The sequence below is a fragment of the Flavobacterium salilacus subsp. salilacus genome, from assembly GCF_004634195.1.
Lineage (GTDB): Bacteria > Bacteroidota > Bacteroidia > Flavobacteriales > Flavobacteriaceae > Flavobacterium > Flavobacterium salilacus.
This window is the reverse complement of record NZ_SKBP01000004.1, coordinates 12,829-39,677: the sequence shown is the minus strand read 5'-3', so window position 1 is coordinate 39,677 and position 26,849 is coordinate 12,829. Positions and strand designations below refer to the sequence as shown.

The 26,849-nt window shown below is 38.4% G+C and carries 21 protein-coding genes, 1 tRNA gene and 1 pseudogene; 8 read left to right on the top strand and 15 right to left on the bottom strand.

The genetic code is table 11. From position 1 onward, the window contains the following. Nucleotides 1-490 precede the first annotated feature (490 nt). Nucleotides 491-1,444, bottom strand: a pseudogene (locus E0W68_RS06230) (2-hydroxyacid dehydrogenase); the annotation flags it as partial. A 139-nt stretch (nt 1,445-1,583) separates the two neighbouring features. Between E0W68_RS06230 and E0W68_RS06225 the strand changes: the two are divergent. Further along, nucleotides 1,584-2,486 carry a hypothetical protein gene (locus tag E0W68_RS06225; RefSeq protein WP_135218558.1) on the top strand — a complete coding sequence of 301 codons (903 nt, stop codon included), beginning with the start codon at nt 1,584-1,586 and terminating at the stop codon, nt 2,484-2,486. 10 nt (nt 2,487-2,496) lie between these two features. Here E0W68_RS06225 and mgtE read toward each other — a convergent pair whose 3' ends face one another. The 7 genes from mgtE to E0W68_RS06190 all read right to left on the bottom strand — a co-directional run bounded on the left by mgtE (nt 2,497) and on the right by E0W68_RS06190 (nt 9,962). Next, on the bottom strand, nt 2,497-3,849 hold the full coding sequence (mgtE, locus tag E0W68_RS06220; protein ID WP_135218557.1) for a magnesium transporter: 1,353 nt from the start codon (nt 3,847-3,849) through the stop codon (nt 2,497-2,499). Then, on the bottom strand, nt 3,839-4,618 hold the full coding sequence (gene rsmA / locus E0W68_RS06215) for a 16S rRNA (adenine(1518)-N(6)/adenine(1519)-N(6))-dimethyltransferase RsmA (protein ID WP_135218556.1): 780 nt from the start codon (nt 4,616-4,618) through the stop codon (nt 3,839-3,841). Before rsmA ends, mgtE begins: the two co-directional genes overlap by 11 nt. Nucleotides 4,619-4,666: 48 nt before the next feature. After that, on the bottom strand, nt 4,667-4,987 hold the full coding sequence (locus E0W68_RS06210; RefSeq protein ID WP_135218555.1) for a DUF4286 family protein: 321 nt from the start codon (nt 4,985-4,987) through the stop codon (nt 4,667-4,669). Between the two features lie 3 nt (nt 4,988-4,990). Then, nucleotides 4,991-5,677, bottom strand: coding sequence for a hypothetical protein (locus E0W68_RS06205; protein ID WP_135218554.1), 687 nt, complete (start codon nt 5,675-5,677; stop codon nt 4,991-4,993). 18 nt (nt 5,678-5,695) lie between these two features. Next, the gene (locus E0W68_RS06200) at nt 5,696-7,474 is read right to left on the bottom strand and encodes a tetratricopeptide repeat protein (protein WP_135218553.1); all 1,779 of its coding nucleotides are present in this window, start codon (nt 7,472-7,474) and stop codon (nt 5,696-5,698) included. A gap of 150 nt (nt 7,475-7,624) precedes the next feature. After that, a complete protein-coding gene (gene serS, locus E0W68_RS06195; RefSeq protein ID WP_135218552.1) occupies nt 7,625-8,896 on the bottom strand; it encodes a serine--tRNA ligase in 1,272 nt (423 codons plus the stop codon). Between the two features lie 97 nt (nt 8,897-8,993). After that, nucleotides 8,994-9,962, bottom strand: coding sequence for a T9SS type A sorting domain-containing protein (locus E0W68_RS06190; protein ID WP_162845812.1), 969 nt, complete (start codon nt 9,960-9,962; stop codon nt 8,994-8,996). 244 nt (nt 9,963-10,206) lie between these two features. Between E0W68_RS06190 and E0W68_RS06185 the strand changes: the two genes are divergently transcribed. Both E0W68_RS06185 and E0W68_RS06180 read left to right on the top strand, forming a co-directional pair. Continuing rightward, the gene (locus E0W68_RS06185; protein WP_135218550.1) at nt 10,207-12,132 is read left to right on the top strand and encodes a M1 family aminopeptidase; all 1,926 of its coding nucleotides are present in this window, start codon (nt 10,207-10,209) and stop codon (nt 12,130-12,132) included. A gap of 69 nt (nt 12,133-12,201) precedes the next feature. Next, complete coding sequence (locus E0W68_RS06180; RefSeq protein ID WP_135218549.1) at nt 12,202-13,602, top strand: T9SS type A sorting domain-containing protein; 1,401 nt, start codon at nt 12,202-12,204, stop codon at nt 13,600-13,602. Between the two features lie 10 nt (nt 13,603-13,612). Here E0W68_RS06180 and E0W68_RS06175 read toward each other — a convergent pair whose 3' ends face one another. Genes E0W68_RS06175 through E0W68_RS06160 form a run of 4 tightly spaced genes read right to left on the bottom strand, consistent with a single transcriptional unit; the run spans nt 13,613 to nt 17,957 of the window. After that, complete coding sequence (locus E0W68_RS06175; RefSeq protein ID WP_135218548.1) at nt 13,613-14,818, bottom strand: MFS transporter; 1,206 nt, start codon at nt 14,816-14,818, stop codon at nt 13,613-13,615. 30 nt (nt 14,819-14,848) lie between these two features. Continuing rightward, on the bottom strand, nt 14,849-15,802 hold the full coding sequence (locus tag E0W68_RS06170; RefSeq protein ID WP_135218547.1) for an aldo/keto reductase: 954 nt from the start codon (nt 15,800-15,802) through the stop codon (nt 14,849-14,851). Nucleotides 15,803-15,815: 13 nt separating this feature from the next. Beyond that, nucleotides 15,816-16,856, bottom strand: a complete 1,041-nt coding sequence (locus tag E0W68_RS06165) for a Gfo/Idh/MocA family oxidoreductase (protein ID WP_135218546.1) — start codon at nt 16,854-16,856, stop codon at nt 15,816-15,818. 24 nt (nt 16,857-16,880) lie between these two features. After that, nucleotides 16,881-17,957 (bottom strand): NADH:flavin oxidoreductase/NADH oxidase, encoded by a 1,077-nt coding sequence (locus E0W68_RS06160; RefSeq protein ID WP_135218545.1) that lies wholly within the window; start codon nt 17,955-17,957, stop codon nt 16,881-16,883. 263 nt (nt 17,958-18,220) lie between these two features. Here E0W68_RS06160 and rseP point away from each other — a divergent pair, with 263 nt between their 5' ends. The 3 genes from rseP (at nt 18,221) to E0W68_RS06145 (ending at nt 21,212) form a co-directional block, all read left to right on the top strand. After that, a complete protein-coding gene (gene rseP / locus E0W68_RS06155) occupies nt 18,221-19,555 on the top strand; it encodes an RIP metalloprotease RseP (RefSeq protein WP_135218544.1) in 1,335 nt (444 codons plus the stop codon). 147 nt (nt 19,556-19,702) lie between these two features. Further along, nucleotides 19,703-19,776: transfer RNA gene (locus E0W68_RS06150), tRNA-Asn, on the top strand. 221 nt (nt 19,777-19,997) lie between these two features. After that, on the top strand, nt 19,998-21,212 hold the full coding sequence (locus E0W68_RS06145; protein WP_135218543.1) for a site-specific integrase: 1,215 nt from the start codon (nt 19,998-20,000) through the stop codon (nt 21,210-21,212). On the opposite strand, the gene E0W68_RS06140 is transcribed toward E0W68_RS06145, so the two are convergent. The 3 genes from E0W68_RS06140 to E0W68_RS06130 all read right to left on the bottom strand — a co-directional run bounded on the left by E0W68_RS06140 (nt 21,202) and on the right by E0W68_RS06130 (nt 24,583). Beyond that, the gene (locus E0W68_RS06140) at nt 21,202-22,182 is read right to left on the bottom strand and encodes an HNH endonuclease (RefSeq protein ID WP_135218542.1); all 981 of its coding nucleotides are present in this window, start codon (nt 22,180-22,182) and stop codon (nt 21,202-21,204) included. The genes E0W68_RS06145 and E0W68_RS06140 overlap by 11 nt on opposite strands. 78 nt (nt 22,183-22,260) lie before the next feature. Continuing rightward, on the bottom strand, nt 22,261-23,697 hold the full coding sequence (locus E0W68_RS06135; protein ID WP_135218541.1) for a hypothetical protein: 1,437 nt from the start codon (nt 23,695-23,697) through the stop codon (nt 22,261-22,263). A 94-nt stretch (nt 23,698-23,791) separates the two neighbouring features. After that, on the bottom strand, nt 23,792-24,583 hold the full coding sequence (locus E0W68_RS06130; protein ID WP_135218540.1) for a DUF5131 family protein: 792 nt from the start codon (nt 24,581-24,583) through the stop codon (nt 23,792-23,794). A gap of 280 nt (nt 24,584-24,863) precedes the next feature. On the opposite strand from E0W68_RS06130, the gene E0W68_RS06125 reads away from it, so the two are divergent. Together E0W68_RS06125 and E0W68_RS06120 are read left to right on the top strand one after the other, a co-directional pair. Beyond that, the gene (locus E0W68_RS06125) at nt 24,864-25,748 is read left to right on the top strand and encodes an AAA family ATPase (RefSeq protein ID WP_135218539.1); all 885 of its coding nucleotides are present in this window, start codon (nt 24,864-24,866) and stop codon (nt 25,746-25,748) included. After that, nucleotides 25,717-26,805 carry a DUF3871 family protein gene (locus E0W68_RS06120; RefSeq protein ID WP_135218538.1) on the top strand — a complete coding sequence of 363 codons (1,089 nt, stop codon included), beginning with the start codon at nt 25,717-25,719 and terminating at the stop codon, nt 26,803-26,805. Before E0W68_RS06125 ends, E0W68_RS06120 begins: the two co-directional genes overlap by 32 nt. Nucleotides 26,806-26,849 lie beyond the last annotated feature (44 nt).

Here is a 26,849-nt window from a genome sequence, read left to right as displayed (position 1 = left end):
ACCATTATAGGGGTACTAAAATAAATCTTTTTTTAACGTAACGTTATGAAATACCCAAAAAACACCCAAAAACTTAATATTAAAGGAATGCTTTATCAATAGGTTCCCATAGCTCAATCTTGTTTCCTTCGCAGTCCAGTATCCAGCCAAATTTACCATAATCATACACTTCCGGCTCTCCTACAAGGGTTACGCCTTCTCCCCTTAGTTTTTCGAGAAGGTTATCAAGATCATGTACCCTGAAATTTTGCATAAATTGTTTTTGTGAAGGTTCAAAATAGGCAGTGTCAGCAGCAAAAGGCGACCACTGTGTTATAGCATCATTACCTGCTGCATCTTTCCACCAAAACGACCAACCATAATCATCAGTAGCAAGCCCTAAATGTTTTTTATACCAATCTCTTAAAGCACCAGGATTTTCAGACTTGAAGAAAATACCGCCTATGCCTGTTACGCGCTTATCTTCTTGTTCAGCTACGTTACTTTCAAAATAAATTACTTTTATTTTATCTGCAATTACCTGTGCCAGTTTTTCATGACTTTCAAAAGTCCATCCGGCTATATGGGGAGACAGCAATACATTATCAGCGTTTAGCAAGTATTGAAATTCGTCAGGAGTAGTATCGTTAGTAAACAAATTTTCGAAGGATGATTTTTCATATTCCAAGACATCCAGCGCAGCCCCTAAAATTTTTCCTGATTGTAGGGCTTGGGCTAAATCTTTTGTTACTACGCTTTTCCCCCGTGCGGTATTAAGCAGCCAAAAAGGCTTGGCAAAAGCATTTATAAAATCGGCATTCACCATTTTATCCGTCTCAGGAGTCCAGGGTGTGTGCAGGCTCAATACATCCGCTTTTTGTTGCAGTTCTTGTAATGATACCTGCTTGGCATTAACATCTCCTACCATAGGTTTTATATCATAACACAATACTGTTACCTCAAACCCACGCAGTTTTTTAGCAAATGCCTTACCCATATTACCATACCCTATAATACCTACCGTTTTACCGTCCAGTTCGTGCCCCCGGTTGGCTTCCCGAATCCATTTACCCTCGCGGATTTCCCTGTCGGCTTTGTTCAGGTTATTAAATAATGACAACAGCATACCCAGCGCCTGTTCGCCCACAGCGTTACGGTTGCCTTCGGGCGCAGCGATAAGGCGTATGCCTTTTTGTTCGGCATAGTCGCAGTCGATACTCTCCAACCCTGCACCCACGCGGGCAATAAATTGAAGGTTTACAGCTTTATCCAGAAAGGTTTTATCAATATCAAAACGGCTGCGAATAACAATCCCGTTGTAGTTTGCAATTTTAGCTTCTGTTTCTTCTTTTGTAGATGTATAGTCAGCTTCGTTAGTAAACCCTGCCTGTTCCAGTTGCTGCCATAAGGTAGGGTGGTTACTGTCTATATGAAGGATTTTTATTTGTTCAGGGTGTACGTTCATTATTCAATATTTTGTCATACAAAGTTAAAGAAAGGAGCTGTTAATATACTATCGGGTAAAATTATTAGTTTTATAATTATTACTAACCAACTGAATTATGCGATATCATTTTTTCTTTTTTCTGATAAGTATATCCTGTATGGCACAAGAGATTAAAGATAATACTAAAGTAACGGCTTATACTTTGGGCGTTATGTTCCGCAATGGGTCGTGCACTATAAAAGATTATTTTGAAGAAGTCTCTGCGGTAGGGACTACCATACAGGCAACAGTGTCTTATGACCGTGATTTGGCACACAGCCTTTTGCAATTAAAGAGGGAGGCAAAAGAAAGTTGGTATGCCGAAAATTGCGATTGCAAAGGACAGGTGTATGATAAGGGGGATGTAATACCCAATATGTATGTAATACAGATAAACAGCTATAGGGATACTATTTATACCACAAAAAATAACTGTGCCATTTTCTTTCCGGAAGAACAAAAGAAATATTTTGATGCTGAAAGTAAATTGGAAAATGTGCTTACTATGGGTTTTGAAGATTTTGTTTCCAAAGATTTTTTATCAGAAATAAATCGGCGTGTGTATGATACTATACCGGTAGATAAGGTTATAGTTGATAATAAACCTATTTATAAACTGAAGCGTAAAGGTTTTGAAAATAAGATTGCCCCGTTTCAAATGGTAAGTACTGATTCTATTTTCGGAAATAAAATTGCTGTTGAAAAAGAGTACTGGGTAAATAATCTCGAAGTACTGTTTGCCGATTCAGGCAGCATCAGTACCATAAATGCACATTATCCGAAAGGGAATTATAAAATTCCTTATACTCTTAGTGTTGACGGTATTGTAATTGGTGACAGTGAAGAAAAACTAATTGAAAACTATCCCTGTTCTACCACCTTCAGGAACTGGGGTGCTCCTTTAAAAGACGCAACAGATAATTATTATTATCAACTTTCCTTTGTGGGTTCTAAAGGATTTGCCTTTATACACATTTGGGAAAAGAAAGTTTATGCAATTGAAGTAACTTTTTTTGAATGAAGTCTTAATGCTAAAACCCAAGTATCATTTTCGCAATAGTAAAGTAAATCAATATTCCGCAAATATCGTTACTGGTAGTAATAAACGGACCTGTGGCAAGTGCAGGGTCTATGCCAAATTTATTCAGCAGTATGGGTACGAATGTACCAATAAGCGAGGCGATAACGATTACCGAGATAAGCGATATGCTCACGGTAAGCCCAACTTCATAATTGACTCCTAAAAGAAAATGGCTTCCTAATATTAATATCGATGCTAAAATAGAGCTGTTTAAAAGGCTAAGGGAAACTTCTTTTACAAGTCTTTTCCATAGCGAGCCGCTAAGGGTGTTATTGGCAAGACCTTGTACTATAATAGCCGACGACTGTACTCCGACATTACCTGCCATTGCCGCAATTAACGGAGTAAAGTAAAACAAGTTACCATGTTTTTCCATAGCACCTTCAAAAAGCCCCATAACCCTAACGGTTATAAAACCGCCTAATAATGCCAGTACCAGCCAGGGCAATCGTGCACGGGTAAGGTCGAGGATGCTGTCATCCGCCTCTACATCCTGAGAGATACCTGCTGCTAACTGATAATCCTTATCGGCTTCTTCCTTAATTACATCCACAATATCATCAATGGTAATGCGCCCTACAAGCCTGCCCAGTTCGTCCACCACAGGTATTGCCTCAAGGTCATATTTTTGCATGATACGCGCTACCTCTACCCCCTGAGTATTTACTTTTACAAAGTCAACTTTAGGGATATATACTTCGCTTATGGGTGTTTTAGTCGATGTGGTAAGCAGATCTTTCAGCGATAACCTGCCTTTAAGCCTGTTTTCATCATCAACCACATATATAGAGTGTACCCGTTGTACATTTACAGCCTGCTCGCGCATTTCTTTTACACAGGTAAGCACGTTCCAGTTTTCATTAACCTTTACGAGCTCTTTACCCATGAGTCCACCTGCCGTATCTTCGTCATAACGCAACAGGTCAACAATATCCTTAGCGTGTTCTACATCCAGTATTTCAGAGATAACTTCCTCTTTCCTGTCCTGCGGAAGTTCGGCAATAATATCGGCAGCATCATCCGTACTAAGTTCGTCAAGCTCTTCTGCAATTTCTTTTGGCGAAAGTTCCTTTAAAATTTTCTCCCTTACTTCTTCATCAAGTTCCAGAAGTATCTCAGCCGTTTTTTCACTGTCAAGGATATGGAATATATAGGTTGCTTCGGAGTCACTAAGCTCGCCCATAATTTCGGCAATATCCGCATAGTGAATATCCTCAAGAAGGTTTTGTAGTTCCTTCTCGCGATTTTCTTCGATATATTGCTCTATCTGAGCGATGAAATCCTTATTAACCTTAAATTCCATTGGCAGCTATTTTTTGGGTTAGCACAATAAAATCTTCCACCGAAAGCTGTTCCGGACGCAGGTCAAAGATACTATCTTCCTTTAAATTATCGGAGAGGTTATATGTTTTTAAACTGTTACGCAGTGTTTTTCTGCGTTGATTAAAAGCTGTCTTTACTACGGCAAAGAACAGTTTTTCGTCGCAGGGTAAGTGGTAATTTTCTTTGCGTTTTAGTCTGAGTACCCCCGATTTTACTTTTGGTGGCGGTATGAATACATCTTCTGAAACGGTAAAAAGATATTCGGCATCATAAAAAGCCTGTGCCAGTACCGAGAGGATTCCGTAGGTTTTACTGCCTTTTTTCTCGCAAATACGCTCGGCTACTTCTTTTTGGAACATTCCTGCAAATTCAGGTATCCGGTCGCGCATTTCGAGGGTTCTGAAAACAATTTGTGTCGATATGTTATAAGGAAAGTTACCTATTATTGCCAGCGGGGCATCGCCAAAAACGGTGTTAAGGTTATAGCGCAAAAAATCTTCAGAGATAATTTTACCGTGTAGCTTAGGGTAATGGGTGGTTAGGTACTCCACCGATTCGGTGTCTATTTCTATAACATAGGTTTCAACGGGTTTTTCCAGTAGGTATTTGGTAAGCACGCCCATACCGGGACCTATCTCCAAAACTTTGTCATACCCCTGTAGCGTTAGGGTGTCGGCAATATCTTTGGCAATGCTTTCATCTTTCAGGAAATGCTGCCCCAGATGTTTTTTGGCTTTTACTCTATCCATTCAAATTATGTGATGCCTGTATGGAAACAGGCTTTAGGCAGCGTAATATTATGCCGGTTTAAATTCTTTCAACAGTTCAAGTTCGGTACGAAAAGCAAGCATTTTGTCGCCAAAAAGCTGTAGTCCCTCTTCGCGCATTTTAGGAGCGTCTTCTTTATAATAGCGTTCCAGCATTGCTTTACTTTCGGTAAAATACTGTACGGAGTAGGTAGTGCCACCCATTTCTTCTACAATTAGCACTTTTACCATTTTAGCTTTTGTAAATTTTCCGGTTTTCAGCATTTCGGGAATGTGTTTTTCCGTCATCCATGTTAGCCATTGTTCGCGTACAGTATCGTCTATATTTATTGTTACGTTGTAAATAATCATGTGTTAGTTGATTTGTTTATTTGATAATTCGTCAATGAAATCCAGTTCTTTGATAGAGAGAAACCCATCATCTCCAATTGTATTTTTAATTTTGCCTGTAGACCAAAAAATAAAATCCAGTTTTTTTATAGCTCCAATATTGTTATTTGTAAACTTACTATCAAATTTTTTTACAACATTGTACAATAGGTTTTCTTCTATGATTCTTTTATAAGCATCATTAATTTGACTGTATTGATTTAGGTAAATTTCAATTTTCTGATTATACGGGCGTGAATACGGTTGCGAAAAAGAAAAAACTTTTGCTACTTCACTATCATAAATAGGGAGATTTTCATTTATTGTATTTAATAATTTTGTTGTGAAGGAAAATTGTACACTGAACTGGTTTTTTCGGTTTTTTATGCGATATAAATCGGAGATTGTTTTTTCAATTTCAAAATTTTTAGTATTCTGTAGTTCTTTAAGAATTTCGAAATACCTCTTCTTAAAATCAGGAGTTAATCCAGCATTTTCAATTCTATAATAGCTTTTGTATACAAATTGAAATATATAATCATCAATAATATTAGATGATATAAATCTTTCTTTTATGAATGAATAGACAGAAATACTTTCGATATCAATATTATTGATTATATCTTCAGAATTTATTTCTATAAATTCAACAATGCTTTGTAGGTTTTTCATTATCGTTTTGATTGGCATTTAACTCGCTGTATCGCCCCTTAGCTTTCGGAACTCTTTTCGGGCTTCTACAAAATAAATACTGTCCTGATGTTCAAAAAGTACTTTTTCGTATAATGGTTTCGCTTTTTCGGGGTCTTGCAGTTTTTTGTCGTAAATCTCTGCCGAGAAAAACAGGGCTTCGTCTATATAAATACCTTCGGCATATTTGTTAATTATTTCCTGATAGTATTGCAGGGCAAGGTCATATTGCCCTTGTGTTTCGTATATTTTACCGATGCGCAGCAGGGTAACATCCTGTATGCTTTCGGTTTTATCATTAGCAATAATGTCTTTAAACTCGATTAATGCCTCCGCTTTTTTGTTCTGATACAGTTTAAAATCGGCTCGGGCAAACTTTTTTAAAGCCGTTTGGGTGCTGTCTTCCACCGTGTTATCGGTAATCAGTAAAAAAAGCTCCAGCGCATCATTGGCAATAAGCTGCGATGATGACGATTTTAATACTTTCAGTTGTTTTTGTGCCCATTCAAAGTCGCCTTTAAAGTAGGTACTCTTAGCTACTTTAAGGCTTGCTTCATGCCCTACGGCATCATTTTTAAGGTCTTCCTCTATTTGGGCATAATATATTATTGCCTGATTAAATTTTTCTTCCAGCAGCAATATGTCCGATAGTTTCATTTTCACTTCGGCAGCCTGATATTTGTTCAGTTGCAGTTTCAAGGCTGTATTTAGGGCGGCAATACCCGCATCAGGATTTTTCATGTAAAAAGCATCAAAGTCAGCTTTTAATACTTGTAAGTCTAATGAATAAGGGCTTACGCCAAACTGTGCCAGTAAATCGTCAATGCGTTTTTGAATGGCAGGATAGTCCTTTTCCTGTGCTGCTGCAATGTCTATTTTTAATAAGCGACTGTGCGCCTGCATTTGCAGGGTAGGCTCTTGGGTGTTTTCCAGTATAAAATTCAGTATTTCGCTTGCTGTTTCGTTTTCGCCCTCTTCAACGGTAAGTTCTGCCAAAGCCACTATATTCAGGAAACTGTCCGGCTCTCTTTTATAAATTGCCCTTTCCTGTATAAAAGCCTTGCCATAGTCGCGTTGCTGCACAAAAAACCAGCTCAGGAATTGGTTCCAGAATATATCCTGATTTTTTTGCGTGTTTACAAGGAGTGCTTTTCGCAGTGCGGTATTAAATGTTTCGGGCGATTCTTCGTTCATAAATCGCGAAAGCTGATTTTGCACTATTGGCAGATTTTGTTGGTTTTTGTAGGCATAGTTCAGCAGGTTTTCTATCATCAAATCCATATTGCCCAACTGTCCCTGCAAGAGTGCCATTTGATAGTCAAAATTCAGGCTTTTGTTTATCTCCATTGCAGTTTCATAAGCTTGCAATGCCTCTTTTACCAATACTTTTTTTTCAAAATTATTGGCTACATTATACACATAGCTCGGATTTTGCGCTACTGCATCCAGAGCTTGTTTATAATACTTTTCGGCTTCGGCGGTGTTTTTTTGTAATTGGTGGTTATAGCCAAGCTCTACCAACAGTATGGGCTGGTTTGTCTTTTCCAGTTTTTCGAGTAATAGTTTCTGCGCTTTGTCATATTGCTCCAACTGCTGATAAGCGGCTGCCATACGCTGGGCAATAAAAGTATTTGTTGGTTGTTTCTCGTCTAACTGTTCATAGATAACCAGTGCTTTTTCAAACTCTCCTTTTTCAAAATAATTATTTGCCAACTGTTCGTTTTGCCCGAAAACGGCAACCGAGAAAAGAAGGATAATACAGAGTAACAGCTTTTTCATAGTAATATAAAAATTGAACGCGGAAAACTCGGATCAGGCAGATTTTTCGCAGATTGGTATATAAACGCAAAATAAGCATCTATAAGTATAAACCTGTGAGCATCTGTAAAATCCGCGGTATCCGCGTTCCTACCTTTAGTAACAAATTTACTAATTTATAATATCAAATCCGGTATAAGGTCGTAAAACTTCCGGTATAACAATACCTTCCGGAGTTTGGTAGTTTTCAAGCAGTCCGGCAAGTACTCTTGGCAATGCCAAAGAACTTCCGTTTAATGTATGTGCCAGTTGGTTTTTACCCTCTTTGTCTCGGTAGCGCAGTTTAAGCCTGTTTGCCTGGAACGTTTCAAAGTTTGAAACCGAGCTTATTTCCAGCCAACGGTCTTGTGCAGTAGAGAATACCTCGAAATCATAGGTAAGTGCTGATGTAAAGCCCATATCGCCACCGCAAAGGCGTAATACCCTGTAAGGTAATCCAAGCTCTTTCAGTAATACTTTTACATGCTCTACCATACCATCAAGAGCCGCATAGGAGTTTTCCGGTTTTTCGATACGTACAATTTCTACTTTGTCAAACTGGTGCAGGCGGTTTAGCCCGCGCACGTGTGCACCGTAAGAACCTGCCTCACGGCGAAAACAGGGTGTATAACCTGTGCATAATACAGGCAAATCTTTTTCTTCGATAATTACATCGCGAAACATATTGGTAACCGGTACTTCGGCAGTAGGTATAAGGTAAAGGTCATCTATACCCACATGATACATTTGCCCTTCTTTGTCAGGGAGTTGCCCTGTGCCGTAGCCCGATGCTTCGTTTACCAAATGCGGTACCTGAACTTCATTATAACCTGCCTGAGTATTTTTATCAAGAAAATAATTAATAAGCGCACGTTGTAACCTTGCTCCTTTGCCTTTATATACAGGGAAACCTGCTCCGGCTATTTTATTACCCAATTCAAAATCGATGATATCATATTTCTTGGCAAGCTCCCAGTGGGGCATAGCCTCTCCGTGCAGTTCGGGGATATTGCCTTCTCTGTACACCTCTTCATTATCATCTGCCGATTTACCTTTGGGAACAATATCCGCAGGAACGTTTGGTAGTTTATATAGCACCTGCGTCAGCTCTTCCGATACGCTGTTAAGTATTTCGCTGAGTTCTTTACTTTTTTCTTTAAATTCAGATGTTTTTTCGCGAAGTAATATAGCTTTGGCTTTTTCGCCCGACTTCATCAGTTCGCCAATATCTTTAGACAGCTTGTTGGATTCCGACAAAACAGTATCAAGCTCCACCTGGGTGCTTCTTCTTTTTTCATCAAGGGCAATAACTTCGTTTACCAGTGTTTCGGCTTCAAAATTTCTTTTGCCCAGTGCTTCAATTACTTTTTCTCTGTTTTCCCTAATAAATGCTGTCTGTAACATGATTGATTTTATTAAAATGTCGAACGCAAATTTAGGGAAATGGTTTTAAAAACACTTCCCCAAATTTGCGTTACTTTATAAGGTATTTAAATGTTGCTTATTTTTTAAGGAACTTGATATGATTGTTGTTGATATTCAGGAAATACATACCTGAAGTAAGGCTTTCTACATTTACCTGAGTGTTACCTGAAGATATACTGTTTTGCATAATTATTTTACCTGTTATATCTGTCACAGTATAAACTCCTTCTGTATAACTATCTGATTTAATAGTAAGTGTATGTGTTGCAGGGTTGGGGTATAAAGATACCGTTTGCTTTTGTACTACAGGTATGCCCGCTACTTCGGCAGGAGCAAATCGGTACACAGTGCCGTTTGACGGATATTCGCTCAACGTTGTGCCTAAAGGAAGCGTATCTTCTGTAAATTCTCCATATTGAGGGGTAAAAATGTTTCCATAAACAATATTAACAGAGTAAGGATTACCAAATCCGGCAAAAAGGGGTTCTCCGTCTGTTGCAATTTCTATATTGGTTATATTATGATCTCCATATCTGAATTCTATAGCGTTATCAGCTTCATATAACCATACTTGATAGCTAAGGTAATACTCGTCTTCATCAAGACCATTTTCATCAGCAAGCTCTAAACCGGCATTTTTTATTTCAAGTTTAAGGATACGGTTACCTTCTGCGCCCGATATAGTATAACTGATGGGCGAACTTGATACTCCGCTGCTATAAGTACGGTCTTGCATATAAATGGATGATGTAGATATATAATATACGCCTTCCTCGCTCTCAAAATAATCGGCTTCAGGGGTTAAAAGCACAAAAAAGTCATCATCAAAAAGAAAGCGGCTTACAATTTCCCCATTCACTGAAAAATCAAAAGGAATTTCTACCTCATTGAAAATATTGTAATCCCACACCTCGCCATTGTTTATTGATGTCGGGTTTTCCAAATCGGAATAATCCTGCTGTGAGGCAGCAAAATAATAGTTTTGTGCATTGGCAGTAATAACAGCAACTACCGAGGTTGCTAAAAAGAGCATAATTTTTTTCATAAAGTGTTTAAATGTTAATTGATTAATGATTGCATAAAATAGCAAACTTTCCATAGCAATCCATATGCCAAGCTTCACCGTTTTGTTCGGAAAGAATATCTTTTTCAAAATAATATTATACACCTCCGGTAAATATTGAGTTTTCACAACTGTTTGAAACAGAAAAACGTATGTAAGTTTGATACTGTTAGCAGTTTACCAATGAATAACTTTTATGAGTATATTTGAAAAAAATAGATTGAAAATGAAAAATTGTACTTCCCTACTTGCCTTATTGCTTAGCTTGTCGTCACTTTTTGCCCAACAGGGTAGTGATACTTTTCAACAGATAGTAGAAGCCGAAATGAAATCGGCACATAACATAACCCATATTACTACTAATCTGAATACAAGCGATTATGATATATTATACCACAGGCTCGATTTTGAGGTGAATCCCGGCATACATTTTATAGACGGCGTGGTTACCACTACTTTTTTAGCTAAAGATGATATGCCCGATATTACATTTGACCTTAGCTCGCAACTTACGGTAAGCGCCGTTACACTAAACGGTAACAGCCTTATGTTTGAACAAAATGCCGATGATGAGCTTATAGCAACTTTTCCAACTCCTATTGCACAAGGAGCTCAGGCTACCGTTGTAGTAACCTACTCGGGGCAACCACCGTTAAACTCTGACGGGTTTAATACAGGCAATCATAGCGGGATACCTCAAATATGGACACTGTCTGAGCCTTACGGAGCAAAAGACTGGTGGCCCTGTAAACAAGACCTGAATGACAAGATAGATACTATAGATGTATATATTACCGCACCGTCCCAAAACACAAGCGTTTCTAACGGAATAGAGCAGTCGCAGACAGATAACGGCGACGGCACAACCACTACTCATTTTCAGCACAATTATCCAATACCTGCCTATCTTATTGCCATGGCAGTAACAGAATATTCCATATACGAGCAAACCGCAGGAACTGCCCCCAATACCTTTTCGATAGTAAATTATCTTTATCCTGATGAGGTTGACAATTCAATAGCACAATTAGCCGTAACACCGCCTATTATGGATTTGTTTGAGGATTTATTTGAAACCTATCCTTTCCATATGGAAAAATACGGGCATGCACAATGCAGCATCCCCGGAGGAATGGAACATACTACGGTATCATTTATGGGCGGATTTAACAGAGAACTGATAGCACACGAACTTGCCCACCATTGGTTTGGCAATAAAATAACCTGTGGCTCATGGAAAGATATATGGCTTAACGAAGGCTTTGCTACCTACCTATCAGGCTTGGTGGTAGAAGATATGGATGGCAATGAGGCTTTTACCGCCTGGAAAGGCGACCGTACAGAATTTATTACATCACTCTCCGGCGGAAGTGTTTATGTTCCCGAAGCCGATACGCTGAGTGTAAGCAGGGTATTTAGCAGCCGACTTAGCTACAATAAAGGAGCTATGGTTGTCCATATGCTGCGCTACAAATTGGGCGATGCCGATTTTTATCAGGGGGTTAAAAATTATCTTGCCGATCCTGATTTAGCTTATGGCTATGCTAAAACAGCCGACTTACAGGCGCATCTGGAAGCTGCATCCGGAATGGACTTAGAAGAGTTTTTTCAGGACTGGGTTTATGGCGAAGGTTACCCGAGCTATACAACAACAGTAGAACACCTTGAAGAGGGAGGTGTTAAAGTAACGATAAGCCAAACGCAGTCCCATCCGTCCGTAAGTTATTTTGAGATGCCGGTAACCATAAGGCTTTTTGGCGCAGAGGGGCAGCAACAGAACGTGTTGCTGGATAATACCTTTAACGGGCAGGAATTTATAATAGAAGTCGCATTTCCATATGTTGCGATGCAGTTTGACCCTGAAAATGACATAATCTCTGCCAATAATGAAAATATTTTAAGTACAAAACGTATCAATACTCTTGAAGCCATACAATTATACCCCAATCCTGCTTCGGGGCAACTGAATGTGCAACTTCCGCAGGGTGTAATTTTAGAAAAAGCAGTTTTTTATAACACCTTAGGACAAAAAGTACTGGAAGGAAGTACCGAAACAACATGGAATATTTCAGGGCTTGCCAATGGTGTACATTTTGTTACCCTGATAACTGATAAGGGCAGTAAACAACTGCGATTTGTGAAATATAATTAACTAAAATTTAACACCTGTTGAAGAGGTTTTAATATACTTTAGCGAGCTAACTAATTAAAAAATAAAGAGATGGATTTTAAAATTACCTTTCTTGCACTTTTTTCAGTTTTTATTTCGGCTAATGCGCAGGACGTATGTTTTGAGCCGAGCAATTATGTTTCAGGAGGTTTTCCTAATTCAGTTATAAGTACCGATCTCAACGGAGATGGTTTTCCCGATATAGCCTCTACATCCATTATAGGCAATATGTATAATAATGTGAAAGTAATGATTAATATGGGTAATGGTACATATAGCGCTCTTACAGGCAATTCTAATTTTCCTGTAGGCACACAGCCATTACAACTTGTTGCAGGCGATTTTAATGAAGACGATATAACCGATATAGCAACTATTAATTCTACCGGCGGTAATATTACGATACTTATAGGTGACGGCGAAGGCTATTTTACACCACTCAGTACTTTCAATATAAACTCAGGACAACAATATCCTAAAGGACTGGTTGCTGCTGATTTTAATAATGATAATCACATTGACCTTGCAGCAGGAGGCGGCAATAATAAAGTTGCTCTGTTTTTGGGTACAGGTACAGGGGCTTTTGGTGAGGCCTCATTTATTAACCTTACGGGAGATAATGGTATTTATAATATTGCTAAAGCTGATTTTAATTCTGACGGAAATATAGATATTGTTACAGCTAATTATATTGCAGGATCGGTTTCGGTTATAACAGGTAACGGCGATGGTACTTTTAACACGCCTACTTATATCACTACAGGCGATTCGCCACGAAGTGTAACACCGGAAGATATAAATCATGATAATATACCCGATTTGCTTGTACCTAACTTTGATTCAGGCAATATTTCAATACATATTGGTACAGGCGATGGTACTTTTGGAGAGCCAACAACTTACACCGTTCCAAACCCCTCTTCTATAGCGGTTACCGATTTTAATATTGACGGGATTACCGACCTTGTTGTCACAAACAACGAGGGTTCGGAAACAAGTGGCGTATCTGTATTACTGGGCAACAATAACGGCGATGGTACTTTTGAAGCTCCCATAAGTTTTGTCGGTGGGCTATATGCCACTACAGTTATTATAGATGACCTTAATATGGATGAAAAACCGGATATGGTTGTATCTAATTATAACAGCGGCGATGACGGGCAAAAAAATATTTCAGTTTTTTTAAATTGTACCGAAATAACTGCCAATACTGACAAGTTTTCCTTAAATGATTTAATACTTTATCCAAGCCCTGCTTCGGGGCAACTGAATGTGCAACTTCCGCAAGGTGTAATTTTAGAAAAAGCAATTTTTTATAACACATTAGGGCAAAAAGTACTGGAAGGAAGTACCGAAACAACATGGAATATTTCAGGGCTTGCCAATGGCGTACACTTTGTTACCCTGATAACTGATAAAGGCAGTAAACAACTACGATTTGTAAAAGAGTAGTGTAATTTTTTTATGCCTCGCTTATCGCTCTTACCTTGGTGGCTAAAATGGCAATGCCTATACCAAAAACAGCTATAATGGCAAATGATACTCTCAGGCTGGTAGCTTGGGCTATGTAACCCGTTACGGGCGGACCAAGCATAAAACCAAGAAAACTAACGCCTGAAATAGTTTGCAGGGCAATGCCCGGCGGTATGCCCGGTCTTTTACCGGCTACACTGTATATTATTGGCACAACGCCTGATACGCCGATACCCACCATCATAAAAGCAAGAGTAGCGGTAATAAGGTAGGGGAAGAATACGGCACTGAGCAGCCCAACGGTTATAAGGCAGCCACTGAGTTGCAGTACCCTTTTGCGCCCCAGTTTTCGTATGGCAATATCGCCCAGAAAACGCCCCAGTGCCATCATTATCATAAACGAGGCGTAGCCTAAAACAACCAGTGCTCCCGGTGCTTGTACCACTTCTTTAAAATATACTCCGCTCCAGTCAAACATAATCCCCTCGCTCAGCATACAGCAAAAGGACATTGCCCCAAGCCACAGCAGTACGGTATCGGGTTTGCTTAATAATTTCTTTTTTTGAGGTAACGGCTGTTTTTTTACTTTAACAAGATATTTGTAATTAACCAGTATTACAATAACCAGCAAAATAGCCACACAAACAAAGTGTACAAAAGGGCTTGCCTTAAGCCCCATCATTCCCAAGCCTATTAATGCTCCTATAAAACCTGCCATACTCCATGCGCCGTGAAAGGCAGACGTGATTGGTCGCCTGAAAATACCTTCGGTATAAATACCCTGTGTATTTACAGAAATATTGGTAAGGTTGCTGGATATGCCAAAAAAGAAAAGCGCGAGCGAGAGTTGCCATCGTTCGGTACACAAACCAAGAACCACAAGGCTAAGGATGTATGATACTAACCCGATAAGAACCGTTTTATGGCTACCGTACTTGGTGGCAAGCCTGCCCGAAAAAGGCATGATAGCCAGTTGCCCGAAGGGTATGGCAAAGAGCACCGTACCCAAATCGGCTTCGGTAAGCGCAAGCGATGTTTTAATATCAGGAATACGGCTTGCCCAAGTGGCGAAACACAGCCCCATAGCAAAATAAAGCAGCCCTACTGCCCAGCGTATGCGGTTGAGGTAATCTGTTTTTACTTTTCGGTACCCTTTTTTATCAGGCAGGGTTTCTTTAGTAACATTTTCCTGCATTTTAGCCTCTCATATATTTATTATACATCATTATTGCCATGCGCTTTCCTGCGTAAGAAATTCAATTTGTTCGGGACTTACGGGCAGGTTAGGCGCAGCTATAATACTGTTTAACTGTTTCAGGCTGGTAGCGCTTACTATGGGGGCGGTAACGGACGGGCGATGTATCAGCCATGCCAGCGCTACCGTAGCCTGAGTGGTGTTTAACTCATGGGCTGTTTTGTCCAGGGCTGCCAGTATCCTCTGCCCGCGCTCATCAAGATATTTACCCATACCGCCACCGCGAGGGCTTTTGCCAAAGTCGTCTTTACTACGGTATTTACCGGTAAGGAAACCACTGGCAAGCGAAAAATAGTTAAGTACCCCAAGATTGTTATCCAGACATATTTGTTCCAGTCCGTTTTCAAATTTATCACGATCGTATAAATTATAATGCGGTTGAAACGTTTTGTAAACAGGCAATCCTTTTTCGTTAGCTATCGCAAGTGATACCGTAAGCCTTTCCGGCGAAAGGTTAGATGCTCCTATGTGGCGTACTTTTCCCTCTTTTATCAGTTGTTGGTAGGCTTCCAGCGTTTCTTCTATGGGAGTACTTTCATCATCAAAATGGGTTTGATATAAGTCAATGTAATCAGTTTGCAGTCTTGTGAGCGAATCTTCTGCTGCTTGCAGGATCCGTTTTTTAGAAAGCCCTTTTTTACCATCGCCCATATCATAACCTACTTTGGTAGCAATAATTACGCTTTCGCGGTTTTTTCTTTGCTTCATCCAGTTACCGATAACGGTTTCTGATTCTCCGCCTTCGTTACCATCCGCCCAGCGCGAATAGGCATCTGCCGTATCTATAAAATTAAAGCCTTCGCCTGTAAAGGCATCTAATATTTCAAATGATGTTTTCTCGTTTATTGTCCAACCAAATACGTTACCGCCAAAGGTTACAGGGTAAACGTGCAAATTGGTAGTGCCTAATTGTCTTTTTTCCATTTCTGAGTATTGTTTATAGTTCAACAACTTGTTTTAGTGCGCTGCTTTTTTGTGCAGCGTCTATTATTTTCATCACCTGTACACCTTCTTCGGCAGTAACAGGTTCTTTTATACCTGTTGTAAGGGATTGATATAAAAGTTCGAAAAGTTCACCATAATTACCCTGCTCTGTAGCTATCGTTTTCTTTACAACTTCGCCATCAATCTCGGTGTGCAACAATCCTTCTTTTTCTTTTGGCTCTGTGCCCCAATTGTCGCTTCCCGGTTTTTTACCTTCTTTAAGCTCGTCTTCCTGTACATCGGCTCGCTGTTTCAGGAAACTGCCTTTGGTGCCGTGAAGGATGTACGAGTGCACAGGCTCCCGCATAAAAAAGCCGGCTTTTAGGCGAACTCTTTTATCAGGATAGTATAAAATAATATCAAACCAATCGTCTATTTTAGAGTTTTCTCTTGTTTTTCTGATGTCGGCAAATACAGCATCAGGATAACCAAAAAGCACTACTGCCTGGTCTGTAATATGCGAGCCTAAATCCCATAATATGCCTGCTCCGGGTTCTCCTGTTTCTTTGTGTGCTTTGGGGCTGAGGTTGGGGTTATAGCGGTCAAAATGAATTTCGGCTTCTATTAGTTTACCCAAGTTGCCTTCATCTACTATTTTTTTAACGGTTTTAAAGTCGCTGTCCCAACGGCGGTTTTGGTAAACGGTTAGTTTTAATCCTTTTTGTTTGGCTAATGTTTCCAACCCTTCCGCTTCGGTGGTAGTAGCGGTAAATGCTTTTTCTACCAACACGTGTTTGCCTGCCTGTAATGCTTTTTTGGCGTACTCATAATGCGTATTTACAGGGGTGTTTACAATTACCAAGTCAACGGAGTCGTTTAAAAGTTCTTCAAATGAATTGTAACTTTTTGTATCAGGATAATCGTTTTGTATATTTTTTTTGCTACGCTCCCATGCGCCCACAAGTTCATATCCGCTATGCTCTTGCAAAAATGGTGCGTGAAACACTTTGCCTGACATGCCATAGGATACTAAAGCTGTTTTTATTTTTTGCATTGTTCTTCTTTAGAGGATAAAAATTTAATCTTCAAGTTTTGCACGGTCGTATTGTTTAGGCCAAATGATGTCGGCATTCAGTTCGTGTGCAAAGGTAAGGGCAAGGTTCGGGTCGCGCAGCGATTCTCTGGCAAAAAATACCAAATCGGCTTGCCCATTGGCAATAACAGCTTCTGCTTGCTGTGCTTCGGTAATAAGTCCTACTGTACCGGTATGTATGCCTGTTTCTTTTTTAATGCGTTCGGCAAATGGGACTTGGTAGTTGGGTTTAGCGGGTATTTCCTGCCAGCGCACTGCACCGCCCGAAGAGCAGTCGATAACATCCACGCCTTTTTCTTTCAGTATGGCAGCCAGTTTTACAGATTCGTCAATATTCCATCCGCCCTCTGCCCAGTCAGTACCTGATATGCGAACAAATAACGGAAGGTCTGAAGGCCATTCTTCTTTTACGGCTTCCAGTATTTTCAACAGCAGGCGTATCCGGTTTTCAAAACTTCCGCCATATTCATCCGTACGTTCGTTGCATAACGGCGAGAGAAACTGGTGAATGAGGTAGCCGTGCGCCGCATGAATTTCCAATACTTTATAGCAGGCTTCGTGTGCCCTGCGTGCAGCGACTTTAAAATCGGCAATTACTTTTTGTATGCCTGCTTTGTCCAACTCTTGCGGTGGCTCGGGTTCATTTTCCATAAAGGTTATGCTGCTTGGAGCTACGGTGTGCCAACCTCCCTCTTCAACAGAAAGTTTTCGCCCGCCCTGCCATGGTGCCGACCTACTTGCTTTGCGCCCTGCATGGGCAAGCTGTATGCCGGGAAAAGTGTTTTCCTGCAATATAAACTCGGCTATTTCTTTAAATTTTTCAATATGCTCATCACTCCATATACCTAAATCTCCGGGAGATATACGTCCTTCGGGCGAAACGGCGGTTGCTTCTTGTATAATGAGTGCCGCACCGCCAATGGCTCGTGCGCCAAGGTGTACCAAATGCCAGTTGTTTGCAAAACCATCTGTAGCAGAATATTGACACATGGGCGATACTACGATACGGTTTTTCAGGATAAGGCTTTTTATTTGCAGGAGGGAAAATAGTTGCGAGGTCATATCATGGTGTTTTTAGGTTATTATCTATGGTTTTTTACCATATCTGTCCGGTTTAGGTGCAATAATAATATTGAGTGCCGTTATCATTACCAGCCATAAACTATTAGGAATTGTAAATTTACTTACAAAAATTGATGTATGGCTGCCTCCTTTTATTATTAACAAACTTTTAAAACATAGAGTGATATAGATTAAAAATGGTTATAAGTAATCAGAAAACACTATTTTTGTGCGTTTATAAAAATTGAAACTAAAACGAAAGAATGGATACATTTACACAGATAGCCCAGTTAATCCTAATGTTATCAATATTGGTAATACTGCACGAGTTTGGGCATTACATAACGGCAAAAATGTTTAAGGTAAGGGTAGAGAAGTTTTACCTGTTTATGGATGCCGGTTTTTCATTGTTCAAAAAGAAGATAGGCGAAACGGTGTGGGGTATCGGCTGGCTGCCTTTGGGTGGTTATGTAAAGCTAAGCGGTATGATTGATGAGAGTATGGATACCGACCAAATGAAAAGCGAACCGCAACCGTGGGAGTTTCGCAGCAAGCCGGCTTGGCAACGCCTTATTATTATGATGGGGGGTATTATTGTAAATGTGCTTTTGGCTTGGCTTATTTTTACGTTTGTTTATGCTACTTATGGTAAAAACTACGTAGCTACCGAAAAGATACAGGAAAATGGTCTTGCTTTTGGCAGTGTAGGTAAAAAAGCAGGTTTTATGGATGGCGATAAAATTTTGAGTGTAGATGGTAAATATCAGCCAAGGTTTGACAGGATGATGCTCGATATACTGTTAGGTGATGAAGTAACTGTGGAACGTGATGGAAAACCTGTAACCATACACCTGAAAGATGAAAGTATAAAGGAGATATTGGACAAAGAGGGGCGTGGTTTTATTCATCCTATGGTAACGACTACTTATATTGACAGCATTGTTAAAGGAGGTAATGCCGAAAAAGCAGGACTTAAAACGGGCGATAGTATAGTGGGTGTTGAAGGAAAGCCTCTTAAATATATGACTCAGATAAACGAAGAAGCCTATAATCACAAGGAAGGAAAGCTTGATTTGAACATAAAACGAGGGAATGAATTGCTTACTGTTACTACTGCGGTAGATTCCTTAGGGACTATTGGTATTATGCAAAAAGATCCTTCGAGCAGGGATTATTTTGTTAACGAAGAGTATAGTTTTTTCAGTGCTATTCCTGCTGCAATGGATGAATCGTACAACTTGATTGTATATAACATAAAACAATTTAAATTAATATTACGCCCAAGTACGGGGGCTTATCAGCACGTAAACAGCGTGGTGGGCATAGCCAGTAAACTGCCTACTACTTGGGACTGGGAGTTTTTCTGGAGGTTTACAGCATTATTTTCCATAGGGCTTGCTTTTATGAATATATTACCGATACCCGGTCTTGACGGAGGGCATGCTATTTTTACCATAGCAGAGATGATTACCGGTCGAAAACTGGGCGATAAGGCTGCCGGTGTAGTACAAACTATAGGGATGGTTATATTGTTAACCCTCATGGCGTTAGTTTTCGGTAAAGATATTTATCAATTGATCATGAAAAATTTCTCCTAAATTTTTCATGAATTTGTTTGCTGAAATTAAAAATGGTTATATATTTGCACCGCAATAAAGGTAACATATTTATTGCGCTACAAGTTCATTAAAGCACAATGTGATTACCACCAATTTTTGGTAATAATTGCAAAACAATATACAGTTTCCTCCTTAGCTCAGCTGGTTAGAGCATCTGACTGTTAATCAGAGGGTCCTTGGTTCGAGCCCAAGAGGGGGAGCTACTAAAGAAAAGCCACTATTTATAGTGGCTTTTTTGATTTTATAACTGAGTGTAGTATTTATAAGCACTTCCTGTTATTTCTCCCTTTTTAATTCTTTTTAATTTTCCTTCCCTTCCTCCTTTTGAATACATCTTTGAGGTGTGCAAAAAGTGTGCATCTATTTTTCTCGGGTGTGCAATGAAAACCATTTCATTTTATTACTCCAAATTATTAAAGCTATGAACAACCTATATATAACATTTCTAATTACTCGGAGTAGATTAAATGCTCAGGGTAAATGTTCTATGAAATGTAGAATAACTTACAAAAAAGAAAGACATGAATTTGCTATTGGATTGTTTGTTAATCCTAACCATTGGAATAGCAAGCAACAGACAGCAAAAGCAAAACCTCCTTCAGAGGAGAACAAGAATATTAATACCCAATTAAGCCTGATTAAGAATAGAATTAATCGGGCTTTTTTAATGCTCCAAGCTCAGGAAATAGACTTTACAGTAGAGGATATTTATAACCAATATTCAGGTAAAACTGTAGCAAGGAATATAGGCACTGTAGCCTACTATAATGAATACCTTGAAAAGTACAGAAAGCTAATTGGTATTGAAATCAAACAAAGCACCTGGAATAAGTTTAGATACATACGCACAGATGTACAGGACTTCATAAAGCATAGATATAGTAAAACTGATTTGCTTCTGAAAGACCTTGATTATAGCTTTATAGTAGAATTTGAGTTTTACTTAAAGACAGAAAAGAACCAAAAGCAGGTAACTATTAATAAGGCTTTACAGAGATTAAAAAAGGTTGTAAACACTGCTGTGATAGCCAAACTTATAGAAACTTCTCCATTTATACAGCATAAGCCTAAAAAAGTTACTACCCATGTGGTTTACCTTACTACAGAAGAATTAGTTAAACTTGAAAATCATACTTTCTCTCAGGAAAGGTTACAGTATGTAAAGGATATGTTTGTTTTCTGCTGTTATACTGGGCTTGCATTTAATGAAATGTCCAGACTGAAGGAGAAACATATCATTGATGGTTTTGATGGTAATAAATGGATTAAAATGATTCGCGAGAAAACCCAAAGAGAAATAGCAGTACCTCTATTGAAAATTTCTACTAACATAATAGAGAAATATGGTAGTGATGGAGATAAAATATTTCCTTCAATTAGTAATCAGAAGTTTAATTCTTATTTAAAGGAAATAGCTGAAATTGTTGGGATTGACAAAAAGCTCACGCATCATATCGCACGAAAAACATTTGCTACTACAGTACTTCTCTATAATGATGTACCTATGGAAATAGTATCTGAATTACTCGGACACTCAAAAATGAGTATAACACAGGAACATTATGGAAAAGTAGTACAGAAAAAGGTTAGTGAGCACATGCGTAGCTTAGCAATAAAACTAAGCCCTAAAGAATAAATACTTCTTTATTATGCCAGGTTAATGATTCTATTGAAGGATACCATTTAACCTCCTCAGGTAGTGAAATCCTATACCCTTCAAATTGGGAGATAGAATATACTGAATTCTTTTCTTTTACTGTAGGAGATATTCTTACTACATAGTCCTTATTAATAGTAATTAACCCTCTATCAAATGCTCTATGGAGGTTTGGGGATAGAGATATTCCATTAGGGATAGTATCATCATTAGAAATACTGAAGGGTACTATATGGCACGCATCAATCATTTGTATGTTCATAGAGGTTTCAATTTTCATGCCTGATATGCAGCATGTATTATTGTAAATCTTAGGAATCATCCTTTTAAACAAGCCTCCCCTGATAAATATCTCTTCCTCAAATTCTTCAACATTGAGTTTACCTTTCAGTTCTTTAATATGGCTTTGATATTCTTCTTTAGGCTCATTGAGGATTTGCATCTCAATTTGCTGTTGTACATCACTATAAAGGGATAATGAATGATATTTTTTTGTATTTGGGAAATAGGTATCAAGAAGGGTATTTGTTAATAGCATAGATTGTACGCTATCATTGATACAAGCAAACAAATCTTTATCTATTTCCGCAAAAGCAACATTGTCTTTTAAGGCTTTAAAACTTTTAATACTTTTTGAAGTAGTGGTTAAATTTTCAATCCCATTATAAGTAATAAGCCTCCAAAAGGGTTCACTCCTGAGATGAAAGAATGGTAAAGCAAAATTTTCCGTATGTGGGGTTTCAACCAGTTTTTGCCAGTTTTCTTTAAAGGCTAAAACTAATTCCGGGGTTATAAATATTCTGTTAGATGATATAATTCCACTTTGTATAAGCTGAATCACAGAGAGCAGAAGTATTGGCTTATGTGGAGCATATCCCATCCCTTTGTTGAACCCTCTATTCAGTTTTAAGAAATATTGATTATATTTTTCTAACAGACTACCATTCATTAATAATATACTATTAAAAAACCTTCCTTTATTATCTTTCTCTATTATGGTAGTAAAAATAAAAAAAGAGATGGGTTTTTATTCCCATCTCTCAATTTTTAAATGGGGTAGTACCCCAAGATTAGTTCTAAGCACATTATATAGTACAGCCTTTACATACTCAACATTATCCTCTGTGGTAATTATAGAATCATGAAGAGTCAGTAGAAATACATCAGGCCTTTCTTCCGAAATAATACTACAGGCTTTGTGTAAAACCAATTCAGCTTCAAATCTTTGCAGGCACACCGAAAGGGTTGGATGATTATTACGCCCTCTTTTAATTAGTTTAAATACCTCATAAACATTGGGAAAGATAGCCTTAAAAAGTTGTATAGCCTGATTATAGGCTACAGAGGTATTAGGGCTATAAATAGATGAAAAAGTAATCTCCTTTGCAGCCTCCCTTAACTCCTGATTAGGTAAGTTTTCTAAAATACCTCTTTCAACTAGTTTCTCTCCAAACTTTTCATAGAACAATCCGCTTGAAACCCATTCCTTAAACAACATAACATCGGGTTCATTTTTTATATTCCTTATAAAATCTACTACCATAATAGGGTAATTAGGATTGGATAGTAGAATGGGATTTATAAGTTTGGATGCTATATTATTATTAGAGAATAGTTCATCATCAAGTAAAACTATTGCCAGGTATAATTGAGAGTTTTTAATATCAATGGCACAGAGCTTTTTACCTTCGTAAGTAACAAATTTTCTTAGACCTGACATCATCTGAGTGATGTTGGTATGAAGCCTATGCCCTGTACTGTCAACATAAAAACTGTATTCTCTATTCTTGAGTTTTAATAAAGGTAATAGCCTGCTGTTGTACCTGAGCATTTCATTTTCTACTTCAGGATTATTGACTTCCTGTTGGTATAATTCATTCAGGTATTCTACTCCTCCCTCATAATCTACTTCTATACCATGACTAAACCATTCCCTGAGATAGGTTAATGCTTCGGTAATTTCAACATTATAGTTTTTATGAAGATATACTATACTTTTAATCAGTGTCCATTTGGTTATAGTTACAGGCACAATTGTGGAATCATAATAAGCTGTAATTTTTAACCCCATAGATGATTCATTTGGTTTATAGTAACTCCTTTCTTCAACTAAACCTACTGATTTCAGGTATTCAATATATCTCTTATAATCATGTAACCTCCTTTGCAAAAACTTTCTATTTATAGGGGTATAACCCTGATTCTTTTCAAGGATATCCCTTTTTCTTGAAGGTATTGCTGTAATCAAATGAAGTATATAAACAAAGTAATCCCTGTGATAATGAAAATTGGGTGGATGCCTTGATAAAATCCTATCAATATTAATCCTTTCAGGAACATACAATGTCAAAGAACTAATTATCTCGTAGCCATCTTTACTAACAGGTACTGTTTCTATACCTGGGCCACCGGACTGATTATAGTGAGGATTTGAAACAGACCTCACTGTTGATTCTAAATTCATATCCCCTCCCCGAAGGGAGGGCTAACCCATAAAAGGGTTAGGCCTCGCTATTTATATAGCTCCTGCGAATGAATATTCATACCCAGTCTTGGTATTAAAATTCCGGTCTTTCTCTTAACCTAAGGTCTGATGGAATTTGATATAATTCACCTCCTTTACCTTTCATTTTATATTTATGGGCAAGGTAAGTTCCAGCCTGTTTAAACCAGACTAACACACCTGCATCCTTTAATATATCTCTCAGATTCCTGAACCATTGCGGGTCAGCTTCTCTAAATTGAGGTTTACCCTTTACATATTTACCTGATTCTCCACCAATAATTCCCCAGTGAATCCCTTCAAGTTGGCTCTTTTCTAATTTAACATCATCAAGGAGAGGCTCAAAAGATATAAACCTGATTTCACAGGGAACTTCCCTTAAAATTCTTATTCTATCAATTACTTTAGGGTCATTATTTTCAACACTTGTCCCTAACCAAACATGTTTGTAATTAGCTTGACACCAATCATCTGGAAGGCATTCCTTTATCCTTTCAGGTCTCTTGGTGAGTATCTGGTATCTATGGTGTGGGGTTCTCCTTATGATTTCCCAAGCTTCTTTTCTCCATTCATCCGCAGCAGGATGGAAGAAATCACTCATGGAACAAGTGAAGATTATTGAAGGGGTTTTAACTTTAAGAGGTTTTTCAAAAGTCAATTTTGAGGTTCTCTTAACTACCTTCGGGTCTCTACCATTTTTTATTTCGAAATCATCCATATAACAGAATTTGCATCCTGCGGAGACTTTAGAGCAACCTGTCCATGGATTCCAGGTAAGGTCAGTCCAATTAATATGGGTTTTATTGAACCCATCAATTTTTAGATTGTTTTCTGTTTTACTCATCATGTCAATGATACTTTTTGATTAATAAATAATTAAAAAGCGTACGAGAAAACACTACACACGCAAGGATATTTAAACCTTTTGAGGTCTAAAAATTTCCATGGAAACAATAAAGTAAGTATTCTGGAAAATTCGAGGCAAGAACAGCACTCTAAATTTTATTCGAAGTAGCCCATTTCGGGATTTGGCGCAAAAATAACACCCTTTTTTTAGTTGTACAACAAATTAATAAAAAAATTAATCTTTTTTCATTTCAATATTAACCATTTTAAATATTAAAATTATGCAATTAAGACCATCCGAGAGAAGGCAGGTAAAGCTACGCTTAGGCATAAGTGGAGCAAGTGGGTTTGGAAAAACTCACTCTGCCTTATTATTAGCTTATGGCATGACCCAAGACTGGAATAAAATTGCAGTCATTGACACCGAAAATTCATCTGCCTCACTTTACTCAGACTTAGGTAGTTTTAATGTACTGGACTTATCCCCACCCTATAGCCCTGAAAGGTACATAGAAGCTATATCAGTCTGTGAAAGGGCAAAGATAGCTGTAGTTATCATAGACAGTATTACCCATGAATGGAATGGCTCAGGAGGCTGTTTGGAAATACATGAGAAACTTGGTGGCAGGTTTCAGGATTGGGCACAAGTAAGCCCCAGGCACCAAGCTTTTATAGATAAGATACTGCAATCAGACTGCCATATCATTACCACCACCCGCAGGAAAATAGAATATGATATTGACAGGGATGCTTCAGGTAAACTCAAAGTACAGAAGTTAGGTACTAAAGAGATTACCAAAGAAGGCTTTGAGTATGAGCTTACCATAAACTTTGAACTTATCAATGAGAACCACTTGGTAAGGGCAAGTAAGGACAGGACAGGACTGTTCATGAATAAACCTGAATTTATCATTAATTCTGCCACAGGTAAGAAGATACTGGAATGGTGCAACAGTGGCACTAACCTTCAGGATGCCCGGAACAAGATAAAGGCATGTACCAATCTTGATGAATTGAAAGTACTCTATAATCAATACGCACAGTGGAGGGAACTCTTAGAGTACAACTTCAAACAACAAAAAGATGCTATCACATCACAACAACATTTAGTAAACCCACAAAATTTTAGCAGCAATGGAAGCTTACACTATCAAACACAACAATAATGCAACTCTGCAATTAAAACCTGTCATAAGGCAGGCTAACAACAATACAACTACTGTACCTCCGAGAAACAATGAGGTTATAACAGAACCTACTATTGTAATCCCACAACCTCAGACAATACAGAATGTATCTGTACCTAAAAGACCTTTTATAGAAGCTAATACTACTGAAGTAGAATTACAACACCTAAGCAATGACTGTATTATACCTGTATTCTCAAAGGACAATGAAAAGACCATAGCACACCAGGAGTTTATAGAAGCGATACAGGAAGCTGCCTATAAGGCATTTCCACAGGCTAAGTTTGAAACTCCTGAGATTAGGGTAAGCCACCAGATAAAAGGCAGAACCCCGGAGGCAATACATAAGCCTGTAAAAGAACTACTGGATAATGAAAAGACTATCTATTATGAAAGGATGGCTTTTATCATGAAATCTACTACCATAATGGAGAAAGTAGGAGGAAATGAATTACAACTTACTATTGGAGGTGTAAGAGCCTACAATCAGGAGAACTTATACAGTAAGAAAAGTGCTGAGAAGTTTAAATTCTTTATAGGCTTCCAAAATCAGGTATGCCTTAACTTATGTATCAATACTGATGGTTTTCAGGAGAGCCTGAAGGTAATGCATGTACGGGATTTAGAAGCCAAAGCACTTGAAATAATGCAGGGTTATCAGGCTGAAGCACATTTAAAAGCCATGCAGGAATTTAGCAATTATTCACTCTCTGAGCATCAATTTGCTCAATTAGTAGGTAAGGCAAGGTTATACCAACACTTGTCTAAGAAAGTGAAAGCTGAAATACCTCAATTAGATTTTAATGATGGACAGTTTAGTACTATTGCAAAGGACTACTATCAGGATGAGAGTTTCTGTAGGGATGATACAGGTAATGTTGACTTATGGAAGGTATATAACCTATTTACCCAAGCTAACAAGTCCAGTTATATAGATACTTTCCTTGAAAGGAATGTAAATGCCTTTGATTTTAATCAGGGTATTGTAAAAGCACTAAGTGGTAGCAGTTCTGGCTATGCTTGGTTTTTGAGTTGAGATTTGCCCTTTCAGTAAAATGGAAGGGCTCTAACTTATTAGTT

Bases quoted from the DNA above. Each gene is read 5' to 3' on its own strand.
- E0W68_RS06225 (WP_135218558.1), top strand. From the start codon at position 1,584: ATGGCACAAGAGATTAAAGATAATACTAAAGTAACGGCTTATACTTTG.
- mgtE (WP_135218557.1), bottom strand. From the start codon at position 3,849: ATGGAATTTAAGGTTAATAAGGATTTCATCGCTCAGATAGAGCAATAT.
- rsmA (WP_135218556.1), bottom strand. From the start codon at position 4,618: ATGGATAGAGTAAAAGCCAAAAAACATCTGGGGCAGCATTTCCTGAAA.
- E0W68_RS06210 (WP_135218555.1), bottom strand. From the start codon at position 4,987: ATGATTATTTACAACGTAACAATAAATATAGACGATACTGTACGCGAA.
- E0W68_RS06205 (WP_135218554.1), bottom strand. From the start codon at position 5,677: ATGAAAAACCTACAAAGCATTGTTGAATTTATAGAAATAAATTCTGAA.
- E0W68_RS06200 (WP_135218553.1), bottom strand. From the start codon at position 7,474: ATGAAAAAGCTGTTACTCTGTATTATCCTTCTTTTCTCGGTTGCCGTT.
- serS (WP_135218552.1), bottom strand. From the start codon at position 8,896: ATGTTACAGACAGCATTTATTAGGGAAAACAGAGAAAAAGTAATTGAA.
- E0W68_RS06190 (WP_162845812.1), bottom strand. From the start codon at position 9,962: ATGAAAAAAATTATGCTCTTTTTAGCAACCTCGGTAGTTGCTGTTATT.
- E0W68_RS06185 (WP_135218550.1), top strand. From the start codon at position 10,207: ATGAAAAATTGTACTTCCCTACTTGCCTTATTGCTTAGCTTGTCGTCA.
- E0W68_RS06180 (WP_135218549.1), top strand. From the start codon at position 12,202: ATGGATTTTAAAATTACCTTTCTTGCACTTTTTTCAGTTTTTATTTCG.
- E0W68_RS06175 (WP_135218548.1), bottom strand. From the start codon at position 14,818: ATGCAGGAAAATGTTACTAAAGAAACCCTGCCTGATAAAAAAGGGTAC.
- E0W68_RS06170 (WP_135218547.1), bottom strand. From the start codon at position 15,802: ATGGAAAAAAGACAATTAGGCACTACCAATTTGCACGTTTACCCTGTA.
- E0W68_RS06165 (WP_135218546.1), bottom strand. From the start codon at position 16,856: ATGCAAAAAATAAAAACAGCTTTAGTATCCTATGGCATGTCAGGCAAA.
- E0W68_RS06160 (WP_135218545.1), bottom strand. From the start codon at position 17,957: ATGACCTCGCAACTATTTTCCCTCCTGCAAATAAAAAGCCTTATCCTG.
- rseP (WP_135218544.1), top strand. From the start codon at position 18,221: ATGGATACATTTACACAGATAGCCCAGTTAATCCTAATGTTATCAATA.
- E0W68_RS06145 (WP_135218543.1), top strand. From the start codon at position 19,998: ATGAACAACCTATATATAACATTTCTAATTACTCGGAGTAGATTAAAT.
- E0W68_RS06140 (WP_135218542.1), bottom strand. From the start codon at position 22,182: ATGAATGGTAGTCTGTTAGAAAAATATAATCAATATTTCTTAAAACTG.
- E0W68_RS06135 (WP_135218541.1), bottom strand. From the start codon at position 23,697: ATGAATTTAGAATCAACAGTGAGGTCTGTTTCAAATCCTCACTATAAT.
- E0W68_RS06130 (WP_135218540.1), bottom strand. From the start codon at position 24,583: ATGATGAGTAAAACAGAAAACAATCTAAAAATTGATGGGTTCAATAAA.
- E0W68_RS06125 (WP_135218539.1), top strand. From the start codon at position 24,864: ATGCAATTAAGACCATCCGAGAGAAGGCAGGTAAAGCTACGCTTAGGC.
- E0W68_RS06120 (WP_135218538.1), top strand. From the start codon at position 25,717: ATGGAAGCTTACACTATCAAACACAACAATAATGCAACTCTGCAATTA.